Origin of the sequence: Nostoc sp., from assembly GCF_036916975.1 — a bacterium.
Taxonomy (GTDB): domain Bacteria; phylum Cyanobacteriota; class Cyanobacteriia; order Cyanobacteriales; family Nostocaceae; genus Nostoc.
Genome location: NZ_JBALFF010000069.1, coordinates 70,661 through 87,308 on the forward strand (window position 1 = coordinate 70,661; position 16,648 = coordinate 87,308).

General features: G+C 41.7%; 17 protein-coding genes. 9 read left to right on the forward strand and 8 right to left on the reverse strand.

What is annotated here, in order from left to right; all coding sequences use genetic code 11:
- Positions 1-565 precede the first annotated feature (565 nt).
- Positions 566-1,873, reverse strand: coding sequence for an Nramp family divalent metal transporter (locus tag V7K73_RS17175; RefSeq protein WP_334881804.1), 1,308 nt, complete (start codon positions 1,871-1,873; stop codon positions 566-568).
- A 152-nt stretch (positions 1,874-2,025) separates the two neighbouring features.
- Here V7K73_RS17175 and V7K73_RS17180 point away from each other — a divergent pair, with 152 nt between their 5' ends.
- The 4 genes from V7K73_RS17180 to V7K73_RS17195 all read left to right on the forward strand — a co-directional run bounded on the left by V7K73_RS17180 (position 2,026) and on the right by V7K73_RS17195 (position 5,007).
- A complete protein-coding gene (locus V7K73_RS17180; RefSeq protein ID WP_334881805.1) occupies positions 2,026-2,226 on the forward strand; it encodes a hypothetical protein in 201 nt (66 codons plus the stop codon).
- Entirely contained in the window at positions 2,183-3,991 is a 1,809-nt protein-coding gene (locus tag V7K73_RS17185) for an ABC transporter ATP-binding protein (RefSeq protein WP_334881806.1), read from the forward strand. The genes V7K73_RS17180 and V7K73_RS17185 overlap by 44 nt, the downstream gene beginning before the upstream one ends.
- A 55-nt stretch (positions 3,992-4,046) precedes the next feature.
- Positions 4,047-4,475 carry a beta-carboxysome assembly chaperone CcmS gene (gene ccmS / locus V7K73_RS17190; protein WP_334881807.1) on the forward strand — a complete coding sequence of 143 codons (429 nt, stop codon included), beginning with the start codon at positions 4,047-4,049 and terminating at the stop codon, positions 4,473-4,475.
- Positions 4,476-4,557: 82 nt separating this feature from the next.
- Positions 4,558-5,007: a shikimate kinase gene (locus tag V7K73_RS17195; RefSeq protein WP_334881808.1), complete on the forward strand. Its 450-nt coding sequence runs from the start codon at positions 4,558-4,560 to the stop codon at positions 5,005-5,007.
- 11 nt (positions 5,008-5,018) lie between these two features.
- Here V7K73_RS17195 and V7K73_RS17200 read toward each other — a convergent pair whose 3' ends face one another.
- The gene (locus V7K73_RS17200; RefSeq protein WP_334881809.1) at positions 5,019-6,263 is read right to left on the reverse strand and encodes an RNA-guided endonuclease InsQ/TnpB family protein; all 1,245 of its coding nucleotides are present in this window, start codon (positions 6,261-6,263) and stop codon (positions 5,019-5,021) included.
- 24 nt (positions 6,264-6,287) lie between these two features.
- On the opposite strand from V7K73_RS17200, the gene tnpA reads away from it, so the two are divergent.
- Complete coding sequence (tnpA, locus tag V7K73_RS17205) at positions 6,288-6,695, forward strand: IS200/IS605 family transposase (protein WP_334881810.1); 408 nt, start codon at positions 6,288-6,290, stop codon at positions 6,693-6,695.
- A 465-nt stretch (positions 6,696-7,160) separates the two neighbouring features.
- Here the strand turns inward: tnpA and V7K73_RS17210 are convergent, their stop codons facing one another.
- The gene (locus V7K73_RS17210) at positions 7,161-7,592 is read right to left on the reverse strand and encodes a biotin carboxylase (protein WP_334881811.1); all 432 of its coding nucleotides are present in this window, start codon (positions 7,590-7,592) and stop codon (positions 7,161-7,163) included.
- A gap of 135 nt (positions 7,593-7,727) precedes the next feature.
- Here V7K73_RS17210 and V7K73_RS17215 point away from each other — a divergent pair, with 135 nt between their 5' ends.
- The 3 genes from V7K73_RS17215 to V7K73_RS17225 all read left to right on the forward strand — a co-directional run bounded on the left by V7K73_RS17215 (position 7,728) and on the right by V7K73_RS17225 (position 9,213).
- Positions 7,728-8,339, forward strand: coding sequence for a hypothetical protein (locus V7K73_RS17215; protein ID WP_334881812.1), 612 nt, complete (start codon positions 7,728-7,730; stop codon positions 8,337-8,339).
- Between the two features lie 72 nt (positions 8,340-8,411).
- Positions 8,412-8,711: a type II toxin-antitoxin system TacA family antitoxin gene (locus tag V7K73_RS17220; RefSeq protein WP_334881813.1), complete on the forward strand. Its 300-nt coding sequence runs from the start codon at positions 8,412-8,414 to the stop codon at positions 8,709-8,711.
- The gene (locus V7K73_RS17225) at positions 8,695-9,213 is read left to right on the forward strand and encodes a GNAT family N-acetyltransferase (RefSeq protein ID WP_334881814.1); all 519 of its coding nucleotides are present in this window, start codon (positions 8,695-8,697) and stop codon (positions 9,211-9,213) included. The genes V7K73_RS17220 and V7K73_RS17225 overlap by 17 nt, the downstream gene beginning before the upstream one ends.
- Positions 9,214-9,229: 16 nt before the next feature.
- On the opposite strand, the gene V7K73_RS17230 is transcribed toward V7K73_RS17225, so the two are convergent.
- Together V7K73_RS17230 and V7K73_RS17235 are read right to left on the reverse strand one after the other, a co-directional pair.
- Entirely contained in the window at positions 9,230-10,432 is a 1,203-nt protein-coding gene (locus V7K73_RS17230) for an alpha/beta hydrolase (RefSeq protein ID WP_334881815.1), read from the reverse strand.
- Between the two features lie 385 nt (positions 10,433-10,817).
- A complete protein-coding gene (locus V7K73_RS17235) occupies positions 10,818-11,744 on the reverse strand; it encodes a shikimate dehydrogenase (protein WP_334881907.1) in 927 nt (308 codons plus the stop codon).
- A gap of 106 nt (positions 11,745-11,850) precedes the next feature.
- On the opposite strand from V7K73_RS17235, the gene V7K73_RS17240 reads away from it, so the two are divergent.
- Entirely contained in the window at positions 11,851-12,789 is a 939-nt protein-coding gene (locus V7K73_RS17240; protein WP_334881816.1) for an alpha/beta fold hydrolase, read from the forward strand.
- Positions 12,790-12,959: 170 nt separating this feature from the next.
- Here the strand turns inward: V7K73_RS17240 and V7K73_RS17245 are convergent, their stop codons facing one another.
- From V7K73_RS17245 to V7K73_RS17255, 3 genes are all read right to left on the reverse strand, one after another.
- On the reverse strand, positions 12,960-13,610 hold the full coding sequence (locus tag V7K73_RS17245; protein WP_334881817.1) for a sigma-70 family RNA polymerase sigma factor: 651 nt from the start codon (positions 13,608-13,610) through the stop codon (positions 12,960-12,962).
- A 248-nt stretch (positions 13,611-13,858) separates the two neighbouring features.
- Complete coding sequence (locus tag V7K73_RS17250) at positions 13,859-15,259, reverse strand: DUF2330 domain-containing protein (RefSeq protein WP_334881818.1); 1,401 nt, start codon at positions 15,257-15,259, stop codon at positions 13,859-13,861.
- Positions 15,260-15,532: 273 nt separating this feature from the next.
- Positions 15,533-16,468 (reverse strand): RnfABCDGE type electron transport complex subunit D, encoded by a 936-nt coding sequence (locus V7K73_RS17255; RefSeq protein WP_334881819.1) that lies wholly within the window; start codon positions 16,466-16,468, stop codon positions 15,533-15,535.
- Positions 16,469-16,648: the final 180 nt, after the last annotated feature.

Consider the following 16,648-nt stretch of genomic DNA (forward strand, 5'->3'; position numbering starts at 1 on the left):
GCTTGGTTTGTAGTGAGGGCTTGGGCGCTCAAATCAAGGACTAAAGTCCTTACTACGAACTTATTCACAATAATTTTACATTACTTAAGTACAGGGCTATTTCATTCTAAAATGTGACGTTTTCAAAGTCCCTCTCCCAGACTTGGGAGAGGGATTTAGGGTGAGGGCAAAAACTACGGTTCTCAACTTAAATCGCGTTTAAATTCTTATTTTTGTGAAAAAGATTCCTAAAAACTGCCGTAAAAATAGAATGAAATAGCCCTGACTTAAGTAGGTAGACAAGATAAAACTAAACTATGTAAGGGACTTCCAAGAAATAAATTATTCCAATAAACGAACCACAGAGACAAGGCAGCGCGGTCTTGGGGGTTTCCCCCATGAGCGACTGCCGCACAGAGAACGCAGAGAGAAGAAATAGAGAGAGTTTTTGCGTCAGTTTTGGAACATTTTTTTATTTGGAAGTCCCTAACGAAAAGTAAAATCTCTGTATTTGGCTCGTAGTTGCGCTTTAGCGAAGACAGCGCAACTACAAGCCAGTGATAATTATTTGCGCCCACTTACTTAGTCATCCCAAAAGAGTTTGTAATAGCAACCAAACATTTAAGCCAAGGATAACAATCGCAACTAACCAAGCTAAAGATTTTAACCACAAGGGATTCACAAACTCACCCATCAAACGGCGATTACTCGTAAACATCACCAATGGAATCACTGCAAACGGTAACTGTAAGCTGAGGATAACTTGACTGAGAACTATGAGTTTACCTGTACTCTTTTCACCAAAAAAAATGATTGCAATTAACGCGGGAATAATCGCAAGTAAACGGGTTATTAAACGGCGTAACCAAGACGGAAAGCGAAATTGCAAAAAGCCTTCCATAACAATTTGTCCTGCCAGAGTTGCAGTTAGGGTTGAACTTTGGCCAGAAGCAAGTAAAGCGATGCCAAAAATAGCACTAGCAGCACTAACTCCTAACAATGGTGAAAGTAATTTATAAGCATCTTGAATTTCTGCCACATTCTGATTACCAGAAAAATGGAATGTTGCCGCAGACACAATTAAAATTGCTGAGTTGATAAACAATGCAAATGACAAAGCAAAAGTTGAATCAATTGTGCCAAACTTAATTGCTTCCCATCTTTTTTTAGTATTAGGTTGCCAATCCCGCGTTTGGACAATTGAGGAGTGTAAATATAAGTTATGAGGCATCACTGTCGCCCCTAAAATGCCGATAGCAATGTAGAGCATTTCTGGATTCTGTAAAATCTCTCTTTTGGGTACATATCCCAACAAAATCCCCCCCATATCAGGACGGGAAAACAGAATTTCTGTCGTAAAACAGATGCCTACTGTTGCTACCAGCATTATTACTAGGGCTTCTGTATAACGAAAGCCTTTATGTTGTAAGAATAACAATACCAGAACATCCAGTGCTGTGATGCAAACACCCCACACTAAGGGAATACCAAATAAAAGTTGTAGCGCGATCGCACTTCCTAGTAGTTCTGCTAAGTCACAAGCTGCGATCGCAATCTCACACAATACCCACAAACAAAAGCTTACTCTGCGGCTGAAATAGTCTCGACAAGCCTGCGCCAAATCTCGCCCTGTTGCAACTCCCAAACGGACACATAGTGATTGGAGTAATATCGCCATCAGGTTCGACAGCAGAATCACTGTTAATAGAGTATACCCAAATTTTGACCCCCCGGCGATGTCTGTTGCCCAATTTCCAGGATCAATGTATCCCACTGAAACCAGATACCCTGGCCCTGTATAAGCCATCATCTTGCGCCAAAAGCTTCTGCTGTTAGGGATTCTAATACTGCGGTGAACCTCTGGTAAGCTAGGTTTGTTTTCTGGTGGAATCATTTACTTTGCCGTTAAATATTCTCATATTGTTTTCATAATCCTCTAAAATATAAAATAAACATCAACCCTTGGGCGAGTAGGATCAATACGCTTGGGTTGGTTATATTTCAATTGCCCCACTTAGATAGTACTTTGGGTCATTAGTAAAGACCTTGAGGATAGATAATAAAATAGAAGCGGTAATCGAGCGATCGCCCGAACGAATTGCAGTAGAACTACTGGTAATGGTGCAGCAATTCCTTCTAATTTCTGGGAAATTCTTAATAGTGAAAGTAATTCTCGCTATATTAAAAGAAACTGCAAAAAGCTGTGGCTACTGTATTAAAATCTCATCGGACATCAAGAAGGCGTAAACATTCAACGCATCCTCTCCAGCGTTTGCTTGAATATGGACACCAGTATCGCAAACAAATTTGGCTGGCGACTACTTATTCTACCCTCAATAAATTTTTCGACTTAGCACCACCCGGCTTAATTGGTGTCGCGGTGGATGTGGTAGTTAAGCAGCAGAATTCCATGATTGCTCAGTTAGGGGTACGCGATGTCTTTCAACAGTTTTTGATTATTTCCTTCCTGACTGTGATCATTTGGATACTAGAATCTGTTTTTGAGTACGCCTACGCTCGACTTTGGCGCAATTTGGCTCAAAATATTCAGCATGACTTGCGTTTAGATGCATACAAACATTTGCAAGAATTAGAATTGGCTTATTTTGAAGAACGCAGCACTGGCGGTTTAATGTCTATCCTCAGTGATGATATTAACCAATTAGAGCGGTTTTTGGATGGAGGAGCGAATGATATTATCCAAGTTTCCGCAACTGTTCTAATTATAGGCGCTGCTTTCTTTATTTTGGCTCCTAGTGTAGCGTGGATGGCTTTATCACCGATGCCCTTTATCCTCTGGGGTTCCTTTGCTTATCAACGACTACTTGCGCCTCGCTACGCCGATGTCCGCGAAAAGGTAGGTTTCCTGAATTCGCGTTTGTCAAACAATATCAGTGGAATTACTACTATTAAAAGTTTCACCGCCGAAACTTATGAAGCCTCTCGTTTGGAATTAGATAGTGAAGCTTATCGCCAAAGTAATTCTAAAGCAATTGCTCTTTCTGCTGCTTTTGTCCCGTTAATTCGGATGCTGATTTTGGTGGGTTTCACAGCATTACTTTTATATGGCGGGATGGCAGCAGTTTCTGGACAAATGTCTGTAGGTACTTACAGCGTATTAGTGTTTTTAATTCAGCGATTACTGTGGCCTTTAACTAGATTAGGCGAAACATTTGACCAATATCAACGAGCAATGGCTTCTACTAATCGAGTCATGAATTTGTTGGATACTCCTATTGCTATTCATACAGGTGATGTATCGTTACCTGTGGGTGAAGTGCGCGGTGAAGTCCAATTTAAAAATGTTTATTTTGCCTATAAAGATAGATTTCCAGTTATTAAAAATCTGTCTTTGAATATTCCGGCGGGGAAAACGATCGCAATTGTCGGTTCAACGGGTTCTGGTAAAAGCACTTTAGTTAAACTTTTGTTGCGGTTATACGAAGTGCAAACGGGAAGTATTACTCTCGATGGCATTGATTTGCAAAGTTTGAATTTAAAAGATTTACGCCGATGTATTGGTTTGGTGAGTCAAGATGTCTTTCTATTTCATGGCACTATAGCAGAGAATATTGCTTATGGTAGCTTTGAGACTACAGAGCAAGAAATTATCACGGCGGCGAAGATAGCCGAGGCGCACGAATTTATTATTGAATTGCCCCAAGGTTATGAGACAATTGTGGGGGAAAGAGGACAAAAGTTATCTGGTGGACAAAGACAACGGATTGCGATCGCCCGTGCAGTCTTGAAAAATCCCCCGATTCTGATTTTAGATGAAGCTACCTCAGCAGTGGATAATGAGACAGAAGCAGCAATCCAGCGATCGCTTGACCGGATTACAGCAGATAGAACTACAATTGCGATCGCTCATCGTCTTTCCACCATCCGCAATGCCGATTGCATTTATGTCATGGAACATGGGAAATTAGTAGAATCAGGAACCCATGAGCAATTGCTAGAGAAAGACGAGATTTATTCCGGCCTCTGGCGTGTACAATCAGGCTTGAGGTGAGTTTGACTCATTCTTTGTCAATTACGAATTACGAATTACGAATTACGAATTATTTATGTTTTTTGGTAATAGTCAACCAGAATCAGGTGATACTAAGTGGCGTCGCCAGTTGGATAAGTTTGTCAAAGCAAATCAGCAAGAATTGGCGGCGCTTTTTTGGGGATTGTGGTTAGCAAATGGTGACAGTCAAGGTACTGTTGGTATTGATTTGCAACCAACGCCGCATTTTGTTTATTGTCCGAAAGAGCAGATAGAGAAGTTAAATATTCAAGTTGAAAATCGGCTTCAGGAAATTTTGGGAATTGTTGAGAATCACAAGCCGGATGTGGAAGTTGTGATGATTGGGATTGGGAAGGGGGAAGTTAAGTTAATTCAGTTTGCACCGGAACCAGCGCCACCGATTTGTTTTGAGGAAGTTGGGAAGGATGTGGATGGGTTATTGGATGTGCTGGAAGAGAGGATGAATCAAGAGTTGAAGTTATGACTACCTAAGCTTTCAAGTTTAGTAGTAGATGCAGGCGGAATTTATTTATATAGCATTGTTTCTAATCTTCAGGCTTTTTAAAATGAGTCATAAGATTTCAGATATTATTCTCATTGGGCCAATTAGTACAGGTAAAAGCACCCTTGGAAAACTTCTCGCCCAGAAGCTAGCTATTCCACAGTGTTCTATGGACGATGTACGATTGGATTATTATAAGGAAATAAATTACGATGAAAAACTGGCAAAGCAAATAAGAGCTAAAGTTGGACTTCAAGGTATTTATCGATATTGGAAACCCTTTGAAGCCTACGCGGTTGAAAGAGTACTTTCTGAATATAGCAATTGTGTTATTGATTTTGGCGCAGGCCATTCTGTTTATGAAGATGACCGGCTTTTTAAGCGGGTGCAACAAGTTTTAAAGCCATATATAAATGTCGTCTTGATTATTCCTTCTCCAGATTTAGAAGAATCTATGCAAATCCTCAACGATCGCAACGGTGGTATTATTAGTAGTGACAACTCTCACCGCTAACTGCTTTTCAGTTAGCGGGAGCATCTCAGATTCACAAATGAGACTTGCTGCTTCATAGGCTGGGTATCCCCTAAGCCTCCACAGCCAGGAATCGGTAGTCCAACCGACCCACGCTTTAACAAATTCATTGCGCTGTTCCAATCGCGGTCAATGACCAATCCACAAGAACAACTATGAACGCGGACGGACAAAGTTTTCTCGACTCTTTCGCCACAATTTGAACAATTAATACTTGTCCCTCTAGGGTCAACTCCAAGTGTCAGCAAGACGCGTTTTACCGCTACTGCTTGCATGATTTCCAGGAATGCACCCCAGGCAACATCAAGTATCGACTTAGCTAATCGTGTTCTAGCTAAACCTCTAATGAACAAGAGTTCAAAAACAATCAAGTCATAAGATTTAACCAACAAATGAGCGACATGATAGTGAAACTCTTTTCTTTGTCTCGCAACGTGCAAGTGAGTAAGTGCAACCTTTCTAGCTTGCTTTTGGTAATTCTTAGAACCACTAATTTTACGTGCAAGCTTGCGCTGTTGACGAGCCAACGTAGATTGAGATGCGCGGTAATACTGCGGCACTTCAATACTTTGTCCATCAGCAGTAGTCAAAAATTTCTCCAGACCGACATCTATACCTGTGGCAGACTTAATTTTATCAACAGATAAAGAATCAGGTACAGTTTTATCCTCAAGAGAAAAACTCACATACCACCCATCAGCTTTACTTAAAATTGTTGCTTGCTTAATCTCAAATCCTTCTGGAATTGGTCGATGCAAGATAACATCAATCTCACCAATCTTGGACAGCTTGAGAGTATTACCTGTCACATGTGCGCCAGCTTTTGGTGAATTAACGCGAGGAAATGTAAAAGAACTTATATCACCACGCTTTTTAAAACGTGGTCTTCCTCCCCTTTTACCCTTTTTGTCAGGTGTTAACCATCGTTTCCACGCCTTGTCCAACCGCATTAAATTTTGTTGTTGGCAGTCGGCATAGATGTTTCTGTAATCAGGAAATAGCTCTTTAGTCCGCTTGAGGTTGCTTGCTTGTGTATAGTAATCTGCTTTGTCTGGTATCTCCCCAATTGGTTCAGAAACTAAGCTACATCGGTCAATTTGTGACCTTGTGCGCCTTAGCCAGTCCAATCTTTCCCCTAGTGCGTAGTTCCAATGACGACGCAGCAACTCGCCCCAAGTCTCAAGAATGACAACTTGTTCGGGAGTAGGGTTGAGTTTGAACTGATAAGTTAGTAGCATATAGTCATAATACCATTTGGTGGCATGACTTACAACATAGGACACAGAGCAGTTTATAGCCTTAATATTCATTTAGTGCTTGTCACTAAATATCGGAGGAAGGTTATCAACCAAGCAATGCTCAAACGACTGCAAGAAATATTTGAAAACACCTGTACTAAGTGGAGAAGCAAAGTTACGGAATTCAACGCAGAATCAGACCATGTTCACCTGGTTATTAGTTACCCGCCGGATGTGGAAGTCAGCAAGCTAGTGAACAACCTAAAAACAGTGTCTAGTCGTTTAATTCGCAAGGAGTTCAATGAACACGTTGATCGGTTTTACAGTAAACCAGTCTTCTGGACAGGTGCATACTTTGTCGCCTCGTGTGGAGGTGTTACCCTGGAACAACTTAAATCTTATGTTGAGAAACAAAGCAGTCCTGATTGCTGATTTCGGAGGGATTGACCCCCACTCAATCACCTGACAATCCCCCTCACCGCCAAGCTTCGCTGTGGCGGGAGTACCCCGGAGGTTTAGATGGATTTGATTTGAACGAACATTTTCTTAAGCATCATTCAAATTACGATTTAGCAAAATTCGTTGTTTATACAAAGGCTAAGTTACCTGAAGAAACACGAGACGAGATACTTAAAATAATTCGTAATTCGTAATTCGTAATTCGTAAATTTTGTTTTGTAATGGGGATTTAACCCCAATCGCATTACTTACCGGTTTTAGAAGCGGGGGACTTAAACCCACGGAACTAGTTAAAATTGTAAAACTTTAAAACTGATTGCTTGTTCTAAAATGGTAAGCTAAAAAACATCAAATTTGCATAACCCTTATAAAATATAACTCTTGTGGGGTGGGCATCCTGCCCGCCCAGTATATGCAAGTTTATTTGAAAAACAGCTATTACTTACGCACTTGGCCGCTAAATCCGGCTGCTTTAAACTGCTTCAGCTTCAACGGAGTAGGCTGATTCGCAGGTACAGAAATTCTCAATTCAAAATCGCTAATTCCTGGTGGTACTTCAGCAATAGAACCTAAGCGAGTCCGGTTTTGCATTACCGAATCATTATTGGCATCATAGATGCGTCCAAAAATATCTGCGTCGTAGACTGTTTTATAAGTGCCATTTTCTGCTTTGCCAATCACAAGAAAACAATTAGCAGCCGCGCTACCACTACTGATAACAGCCCCTTCTGCAAGTTCTGGTGGACAATCTTTATAGGAAACATCAAATAATCTAATCTGTGTCAGTGCTACAGCAGGGGGAATGCTCACCCACGATAGAAAGGTGATGAGACAGGAAATAAAAACGACCGTGAGTGAGCGCAAGCGCATAAAAGACTCCGTGGTTTAATCTAACAAAATGTAACTTATAACCTCAGCTTACCTGAATTTAAGTACAAGGAATTGAAGACTTTAATTTAACCTTTGTAATAATTAGGGAAATAAACCCTCAATTGCTATTAACTTATGACTCCAGATGAGATTGAAGCATCTATGCTCGCAGCCTTTAATGATTGTGATGCAGCAAGCTGTCCTCTCACTGACACGCAGAAACAGATATTACTGCAAGTCGTGGAGCAAATTCAGGGAAATTCGACCTCTAGAGCATCAACTATTGCTAATCCCTTAGACGAACTTACCCCAGAGGAGTTAGAAGCATTTTTACAATTTGTTAAGGATGAAGAACAACGCAACCGCACTTGGAAAGTGCAATTACTCAACGACTGGCTACAGCAAAATGACTCTGGAACAGTACAATTTATACGGCAACGCTATGGTTTACAGTGGCTAAATCGTGTAGAGTCGTATCATTTTGATAAATATTCTTATTTTGAGGATGCACTAAAGCTAAGAGTAGGCGATCGCATTGAAGTTTCCAATGCACTATGGGAATGGGTGCAAGAAGATGGCCCTTGCAAGCGCGAATGGTTTCCCTGTATGGTGATTAAGGTCGAAGAAATTAGCAACGGCGATCATACCTCTACTAACTGCGTCGTCCGCTTCTTCAACGGCGCTGAGTATGAAATTCAAGGAATCTACGAATGGAATCGCTATAACTGGCGCTGGCCTCAAAAGTAGATATTGAAATATTTTTAATAGATACGGCATAATGCCGTATAGACTTTAAATATAGACTTATATTTATGTTTTATGAGTGATAACACCTTGCAACAGACAGCTAGATTAGAAGCACGCGTCAATCCTGAGATAAAAGCTTTATGGCAAAAAGCTGCCGATTTACAGGGAGTCACCTTGACGGATTTTGTCATCGCCAGCGTTCAGGAAGCAGCTTACAACGTTATACAGCAGCATCAAACACTCAAGCTCAGTTTAGAAGATGCTGAAGCTTTTGTAGAAGCTCTGCAAAACTTACCCAAACCTTCCGATTCTCTCATCGCAGCAGCTTTACGTTACAAACAAATAATCCCAAAAAATGGTGTTAACGATTGAGTTGCTAGATAGTAAAAGGCATAACCGCTCAATTTTTGCTTGTGGAAATGATAGTTTAGACACCTATATAGTTAAATCTGCATCTCAAGACCTAAAGAAAAAAGTCGCTACAGTGTTTGTTTTGATTGACTCTCCAAGCATAGATATTATTGCTTATTACACTCTTTCAACTTACACAGTAGATATTACTAATCTAGATCAAACCTTTACCAAGGGTTTACCTCGCTATCCTTTGCTACCAGCTATTTTACTTGGTCGTCTTGCTGTTGATAGCAGTCGTCAAGGTCAAGGTTTAGGAGGAGTGATTCTGATAGATGCTTTGAAGCGTGTCCTAAGAGCTACAGAGCAAGTTGCATCCGTTGCAGTAATTGTAGAAGCTATAGATGAAAAAGCAGTTAACTTTTACCAAAAATACGGTTTTCAACAATTTAAAGAACATTCGTTCAAGCTTTATCTACCTGTTAAAGCGATTGAGGAACTTTGTCTACGTTTTGAAATTTAAGTGTAAGTTAATAAAATTATTGCTGGAACAACGCCCAAGCCAAAAACCTCTCGGTATAATATAAGGCTAATTGATTGCTCACACCGTTGAAAACGGCATCAAAAGCGTGTTCTGCCCAAGGAATTTCTAGAAAAACCGCAGTATTACCAGAATCATGTAAACGTTCATACATCTGTCTGCCAAATCGCGCTTCTACCAAATGGTCACGACTGCCGTAAATTAATAAAGTTGGTGGTAAAGGGTGCGTCAGATAATTTATCGGTGAAGCAATTTCATACTGATTAGGCAATTCTTCTAAAGAACCACCGAGAAATGCTTTTAAAACAGCGCGGGTGTTGATAGGATCGGGATTTGGTGGTGTTTTGTATCCCTCAGTTAAGTTAACAGGCCCGTAATAGTTTACCACACCACGAATAGGTGGTGCATCCAGTTGATAAGCCGCTAACATTGCTAGGTGCGCTCCCGCAGAACGCCCTAAAAGTACCATCCGTTCTGCATCGGCTTCATATTCTGCTGCATGTTTGCGAATAAAATTTAAGGCTGTACGCACATCATCTAACTGAATTGGAAACCGATATTTAGGTGCCTGTCGATAAGCGATCGCAAATACCGTATATCCCTGATCAGCGATATATTGATTAAACTCGGAGTTTGCATGAGGATTGCCATATTGCCAAGCTCCCCCATAAATTACTACCACTGCTGGATATTTCCCTACCTGTGAGGGTTGGTAAACTTCCATTTTTAAAGGCACTCCCGCAGGAGAAGCAAAAATAATATCTTTTTGATGACGCGTTTTACCTAATGCAATACCCCGGAAGGAATTAACTAAATCAAAAGGATGGGTTTGCATCTTAGCCGTTACTTGGACTGGAATTTGCTCTAGATAATTTGCCCCCAAACCTTGTTTCATCGCTTTAGCCATCTGCATTTCAGTTTGTGGAATATTCACTAGCACCCATGCACAAATTAGCAATCCTATTAAGCTGAAAATACAAGCTAAACGTTGTAATTTACGGCGACGGATGTAGAAAAAACCAAGTGAGAAAGAGAGCAAATTTAATAATAATAACCAAGGACTGACTTCTGGCGCTCCTACTGCTAAAGTGAGTAAAAACATATTTGGAGCCGGAAGAAGAATCCAAGAACTAAGAAATAGGCTTGCAAAACTGAGTAATAATGCAAGCCACGAAAAAACTATTTTAGGTTTGGATAACATAAATAAAATAGCGGTAATAACGACTCTAAAGAAGTACAATTTATCCGCTAATGCTAAAGTTTGCAATAGTTAATCAGGTTGAGGCATATTATTGGACTTTAGAAAGATTCATATCAATAGAACTTACGCAAAAAACCTCTCAAACTCTTATTCCTCCGTGTCCTCTGCGTCTCTGTGGTTCGATTTTCCGTTACCTGTGCGTAAGTCCTGATCAATCAAAATTTTCATGCACTTTGGAGGTTAAAGAGCGGGAACTATTTTATTTGGATTGGGTAACCAAAAATGGCTGCGTCAATCAAATTCATTATCTAACTTTCTCCACCTTCCAGGCTGACTGATTGCCAATCGAACCTGATCTGACAAGCTCAGGGTAATTATTTCTCCATCAACCTAAACCTAAATGCTTTTGCAGTGCTTGGCGCATCACTTCTACAGGCACTATTTCCTGCTGTAACCAAATTTTTAATGCTGCTACCCCTTGTTGAACTAGCATTTCTAAACCATCGATCGCAATTGCGCCTTGTTTTTCTGCCTGCTTTAGAAATTGCGTTGGTTTCGGAATATATATTAAATCGTAAGCGATCGCACCCTTTGGTAAATTTGCTATTTCCTCTCCACTCAAAGGTGACTCATCAACCTTGGGATACATACCTATGGGGGTTGTGTTTACCAGCAGATTAGCTTCGGGAATTAACTTCGGCAATTCTTCCCAGTGATGAACTTGTAAATTTTCACCTATGGGTGAATTCTTCCAACTATTGCCAAACTCCTGTAATCTCTGCACATTCCGCCCAACAACATGAATTTTCGCAAAACCTAGTTGGTGACAACCTGCGACAACTGCTCTAGCTGCGCCACCATTGCCTAAAATTACTGCTACCTTCTGACTCCAATCTTGCTGATACGTCGTCTGCAAAGGAGCGATAAATCCTTCTATATCTGTGTTTGTCCCCACCCATTGATTATTTTGGCGAGTAACAGTATTCACTGCGCCTATAGCTTGAGCAACAGGGGTAATTTCTGAAAGCAGAGGTATTATAGCCTGTTTATGAGGTATTGTCACACTAAAACCGACAACACCAATAGCCGCAAAACCTGCGATCGCTATTTCTAAATTCTCTGGTGCTATAGGAAAGGGAAGATAAACATAATCTAATCCCAAATTAGCGATGCCAACTCTTGGAGACGCTACGCGAACGACGAGATGCGCTAACGCAGCATTATGCATCGCTGGCGACAGCGAATGCTCCACCGGATATCCAATTACCCCTAATAGCTTAGTTTTGCCTGTAATTAATCTTTCTTTAGTCATTTGTTGTTTGTCATTTGTCATTAGTGATTCCCCCCCCAGCCTCCCTGCTCCTCCACTCTTTGAATTAGCCTACAATTATTAAAGCTACTTAACAATTCTTTAAATCATGCAGGCAACTACAGCCGCCTCTACAACCCCAATTCCTGGTAAATATTGGCAGTGGCGCGGGCATAACATTTACTATGTGCGTGCGGGAGAAAAGCAAGCGCAACGTCCGCCCTTGCTTTTGGTACATGGATTTGGTGCTTCCACAGACCACTGGCGCAAGAATATCACAGGATTGTCTCAAGATTTTGAAGTATTTGCGATCGACCTTTTGGGATTCGGGCGATCGGCAAAACCGAAATTGCAGTATAGCGCAGACTTGTGGCGCGACCAACTCCATGATTTTATCAGTGAAGTAATTGGTCAAAAAGCAGTATTAGCGGGTAATTCCCTTGGTGGCTACGCTAGCCTATGTGTTGCAGCACAACGTCTTGACAGTGCGGCTGGTTTAGTTTTGCTCAATAGTGCAGGGCCTTTTAGCGAAAGCCAGGCGACATCTGAGCCGGAAGCTTTACAATCAGAAGTTCAGGCTCCCAAACAACCCGCTAGTTTACAGAAACTTCTTGGTGACAGCACTAAGTGGATTTTTCAACAACCTTTAGCCCAGTCTTTGTTATTTCAATACGTGCGACAACGTTGGGTAATTCGCCAAACTTTAGAAAAAGTTTATCTTGACAAAAGCGCCATCACAGACCAGTTAGTAGAAGAAATTTCTCGCCCTGCTTACGATCCTGGTGCAATGGAAGTATTTGTGTCAGTCTTTAGCACTCCTCAAGGGGAGAAAGTTGATGTGCTACTAAAGCAATTAACTTGTCCATTGTTGATGTTGTGGGGAGAAGCTGACCCTTGGATGAATGCTAGAGAACGTTCGCAAAAGTTTCGTCAATATTATCCTGAACTCAGAGAACATTTTTTAACAGCCGGTCATTGTCCCCATGATGAAATACCTGATAGAGTAAACCAACTGTTAGGCGATTGGGTTTTGTCTATTACTAAGTAAGTGGGCGCAAATAATCATCACTGGCTTGTAGTTGCGCTGTCTTGCGCTTTAGGGCAACTACGAGCCAAATAGTTACCACATCTTTTGTAGAGGCACAGCATGGTCGATTTGCGTAGTTTACCGCCGTAGGCATCGCAGGATAATTAAGAAAAGCCTGAAACAACGTATTTTTATAACAATCCCTGAAATTCGGCGAATTTACGCAAACGTGGTAAACACTGGCGCTGATAAAAACTGCTTAATGTCGGAATTGAAAGCTTAAATTCTTCAGATAATTCTTTCCAGCTAACTTCCGGGGGTAGACGTTTGAGAATTAATACCTGACAATTTACATCTGGACGCCCTTTAATACAAGTAGCGCACAATTCTCCTTCAGAATCTGTTTTAGCCCATATCTCCAAGTCTTCCAGAATGGGAGGTGCTTGGGGGGTAGCAGGGAGGTTATCTACAGGATCAATGGTTTCACTTGTTCCACCCGATGTAGACTGACGAACCCAAAGAGGAACTGTTGTGGCTTGTTCCCGGTTCTGGTTAATGTAAAAGTCTTGTAGTCTCCTTTTAAGGTAAGCATTTAGCCAGGTAATGACAGTGCCATAAGTGGGGTCATAAGTTTGACCTGTCAAACCTTCACAAACATTGCGGCAAAAATACAACCAAGTTTGTTGTAGTGCGTCTTGATAGTAAGGAGTACTTTCTCTCCAGAGTCTACTTGCACTCAAGCGAACAATTTGCGTGAGCAGCTTCTGACGCTGAGGACTTCCTGATGGGTGTTCACAAGCTTCGCTAACTAAGCGGCGTAGCTGTTCATCGAATTGAACCATGAGAATCTTGGCGAAGAAAGCAACAATATCTTAGTATTGCGTATAACAACAGTGTGAACTACATACACTTTATCACCTACTTAAAGGAAGGTGAGAGGCTTCTTGTTGTTTTAGCTAAAAAATTTTCGTCAAGATTTTTAGTCATTGGGCATTGAAAAGAGGACAAGGAAACAAGGAGAATTGGGGACAAGGGGAAAGACTTGTTGCAAGTTTTTAGTTCTTATCCCCTTGTCCCTCACTCCCTCATTTCAATTTAAACCAAGGTTATACAAGAAACTTTCCCACAACGAATATGTGAGATTTCCGACACTTAGCTTCATTTTGTTGCGAATATCTTGGATATTTCCGTTGGTTAACCTAGCTAGAGTCTGCGCTTCTTGTTCAAAACGCTTGGGCAAAGACCGTTTGTATTCTTTACCTGCCTCACACTTCAGTTCCCCTTCAAATGGATATTGCAAAACATAACGCCCTTGGAATAATTCACGGTTGGCAGTTTGTAGGAAAGTCAAGTCTTCAGGGAATGTGTCGCGGGTGTAGCGAACATGCAGACGGGAGATGAAGACGTTACTGTTAAAAGCGGGAGGAACAAATTTGCGGATTGGTGTAATCTGCATTGGTTGATTCAGCTTAGTTTGCTTACTTAGAGAATTATCATTTAGCCAAAATACGCCTGCTTCCTTGAGTTCCTCTTGGGTAAGGGGATCGGCAGAACAAGGATCGCAACTACCCATGTCCCAAGCGTATTCCAAAAAGCCGACTCTCTTGCCTTCTTTGGTGTAAGCGGTTTGGAACAGGGATTTGTAGAATTCACCAAATTCATTTTTGACAAATACGGGAATATTAACGTTGGAGGGGATTTTCACCGTCCGATAGTTAGTAATTTGTGCCTCTCCTTGGGGCGAGAGGATATAGACAATTAAATCTTGCTCTGTCTTAGCATTGATCATGCCTAAACGAATTGGCAGCATGAACTTGGGTGATTGATAGGAAATTTGTAGCGGACGCAGGAACTGGTAACCAGATTCCTCAAATTTATCTAAGTTGACTTTGGCAACAAAGAATTTCATTGAGGAACGGATATAGGGCTGAAGTAACTGTTTCGCCCCTTGAGGAATTTTGTAGCCATTTTGTGTGAGCCAAGTTTCCAATCCGCCAGATTCTTTAGCACTGAGGATCACGATGTCGTATTCGCCAACGTTGAAACTCGCTTCTACCGTCACACCCAAACTGCGATCGCTTCTCTGAACTTCCGCACTATTTACTGCTGCTGCTGATTGTGTAATGAATCTATCAAATAGTGGTAGCGGGGTACAAGGATCTGGGTCAAAATATTCCACCAATCGCGGCGCACTAAAAGCATCTAGGCGCTCGATAATCGTGGGTTCAGTCACACGAACTTGCTCTTTTTGCACCACTGTTGGCACTGGTACTACGATCGCAAAATCTTTGACTTCGCCTTGGTAGTCGTTTGCCATTGTTAGGACGGTGCGATCGCCATTGCGTGCTATCACCACCTGAGAAGCTTTGTTATACAGCTTTGTATCAGCTTTAGCTAAATAAAATCCACAAAATGCCCAAGCTGCGGGTGTAAAGCATAACATAGCGACAATTGTCAACAGTAATGGCGTTAAAAACCGAAAAATCTTCATTTTTTATACCTCTATATTAAGTGCTGATTTAGGAGTTGGGAGTTGGGAGTTGGGAGTGAGGAGTTGGGAGTTGGGAGTTAGGAGTTGGGAGTTGGGAGTTAGGAGTTGGGAGTTGGGAGTTAGGAGTTAGGAGTTGGGAGTTAGGAGTGAGGAGTGAGGAGTGAGGAGTTAGGAGTGAGGAGTGAGGAGTTAGGAGTTAGGAGTTTGGAGTTTGGAGTTAGGAGTTTGGAGTTAGGAGTTTGGAGTTTGGAGTTTGGAGTTAGGAGTGAGGAGTTAGGAGTTAGGAGTGAGGAGTTCTCCCCCGGCTCCCCCTGCTCCCCCGGCTCCCTCATCTGCTTTTTGCCAAGAAAATCGCGGGGCTAACCAGAGAACATCTAGCAGAATGCTCAACGGCGCAAGGATGAACAGCGCCCAGAAGACTGCGGTGGGAACAAAGAAATAATTCCGCAGGATGAAAGTTAATCCAGCGATGCAAGCTGCCCAAACTACCCGCCCAATTCGAGAATTGGGAATCGATCGCGGATCTGTAATCATAAATAGGGCGAACAACAACAACGAGCCGCTCATCAACCGATGCCAGTAAACATCCCAAGTCCAACCCAGCCAGAGATTGCGAATCGCTTCTAGCAAGGAATAGCTACCCAAAAAAGCGGCTGTGGTGTCCCAGCGACCAATGCGCTGCAAAGTCATGCCGCCAGTACCGGCAAATAACAGCGCATACCACCACTCTTCACCCCACTGTCCCGGCGAAACCCAGGCATCGGAAGTGAGAACTAAGGCGGAAATGATGCCAAAATTACCAGGGTTGAAGAAATGCTTATCATGGAATTGGAAGAGAAATTTACTAGCGATCGCACTTGTTGCGGCTATTACCATTGTCGTCCAGTGATCGGCACGCAATAGTAAACTCAGTCCCAGTGAGGTAATTAAAGCACTGCGAAGATTCGTAATTTGTCCTTTGTTATTAGTCATTTGTCCTCTCTTACAAAGTTCTGATCGCCGGAAGTCGGCGCTCAGACTTTGCGCTTTGTTGTTTGCTAATGACCAATGACTAATGACAAATGACAATATCGATTGTGTTAATAAACAAGTAGCTATTAATACCCCAATTAACTCTGGCCGCAACGTCCAGTCTCGTGTACTTATTCCCAGGACTAGGAACAAGCCCAAAAATGAAATTTGATAATCTCGTATATCTTTGAACAACATTAACTTTTTATGCAGTGTTTATTCGGAGATTTTTCCTCAATTTAGACAAGTACTAGGTGAAAAAGTATTGCTTTTACAGATTTTTTACAAAATAGAGCATTGACATTTTCCAGCCGACTACCGACTGATTTTGCAGTGGTGATTGCCATACCCAAGCGATCGCTGTGATGTTGGAACCTA

Coding starts and splice junctions, on each gene's coding strand:
- V7K73_RS17175 (WP_334881804.1), bottom strand. CDS start 1,873: ATGATTCCACCAGAAAACAAACCTAGCTTACCAGAGGTTCACCGCAGT.
- ccmS (WP_334881807.1), top strand. CDS start 4,047: ATGTTTTTTGGTAATAGTCAACCAGAATCAGGTGATACTAAGTGGCGT.
- V7K73_RS17195 (WP_334881808.1), top strand. CDS start 4,558: ATGAGTCATAAGATTTCAGATATTATTCTCATTGGGCCAATTAGTACA.
- V7K73_RS17200 (WP_334881809.1), bottom strand. CDS start 6,263: ATGCTACTAACTTATCAGTTCAAACTCAACCCTACTCCCGAACAAGTT.
- tnpA (WP_334881810.1), top strand. CDS start 6,288: ATGACTTACAACATAGGACACAGAGCAGTTTATAGCCTTAATATTCAT.
- V7K73_RS17210 (WP_334881811.1), bottom strand. CDS start 7,592: ATGCGCTTGCGCTCACTCACGGTCGTTTTTATTTCCTGTCTCATCACC.
- V7K73_RS17215 (WP_334881812.1), top strand. CDS start 7,728: ATGACTCCAGATGAGATTGAAGCATCTATGCTCGCAGCCTTTAATGAT.
- V7K73_RS17220 (WP_334881813.1), top strand. CDS start 8,412: ATGAGTGATAACACCTTGCAACAGACAGCTAGATTAGAAGCACGCGTC.
- V7K73_RS17225 (WP_334881814.1), top strand. CDS start 8,695: ATGGTGTTAACGATTGAGTTGCTAGATAGTAAAAGGCATAACCGCTCA.
- V7K73_RS17230 (WP_334881815.1), bottom strand. CDS start 10,432: ATGTTATCCAAACCTAAAATAGTTTTTTCGTGGCTTGCATTATTACTC.
- V7K73_RS17235 (WP_334881907.1), bottom strand. CDS start 11,744: ATGACTAAAGAAAGATTAATTACAGGCAAAACTAAGCTATTAGGGGTA.
- V7K73_RS17240 (WP_334881816.1), top strand. CDS start 11,851: ATGCAGGCAACTACAGCCGCCTCTACAACCCCAATTCCTGGTAAATAT.
- V7K73_RS17245 (WP_334881817.1), bottom strand. CDS start 13,610: ATGGTTCAATTCGATGAACAGCTACGCCGCTTAGTTAGCGAAGCTTGT.
- V7K73_RS17250 (WP_334881818.1), bottom strand. CDS start 15,259: ATGAAGATTTTTCGGTTTTTAACGCCATTACTGTTGACAATTGTCGCT.
- V7K73_RS17255 (WP_334881819.1), bottom strand. CDS start 16,468: ATGTTGTTCAAAGATATACGAGATTATCAAATTTCATTTTTGGGCTTG.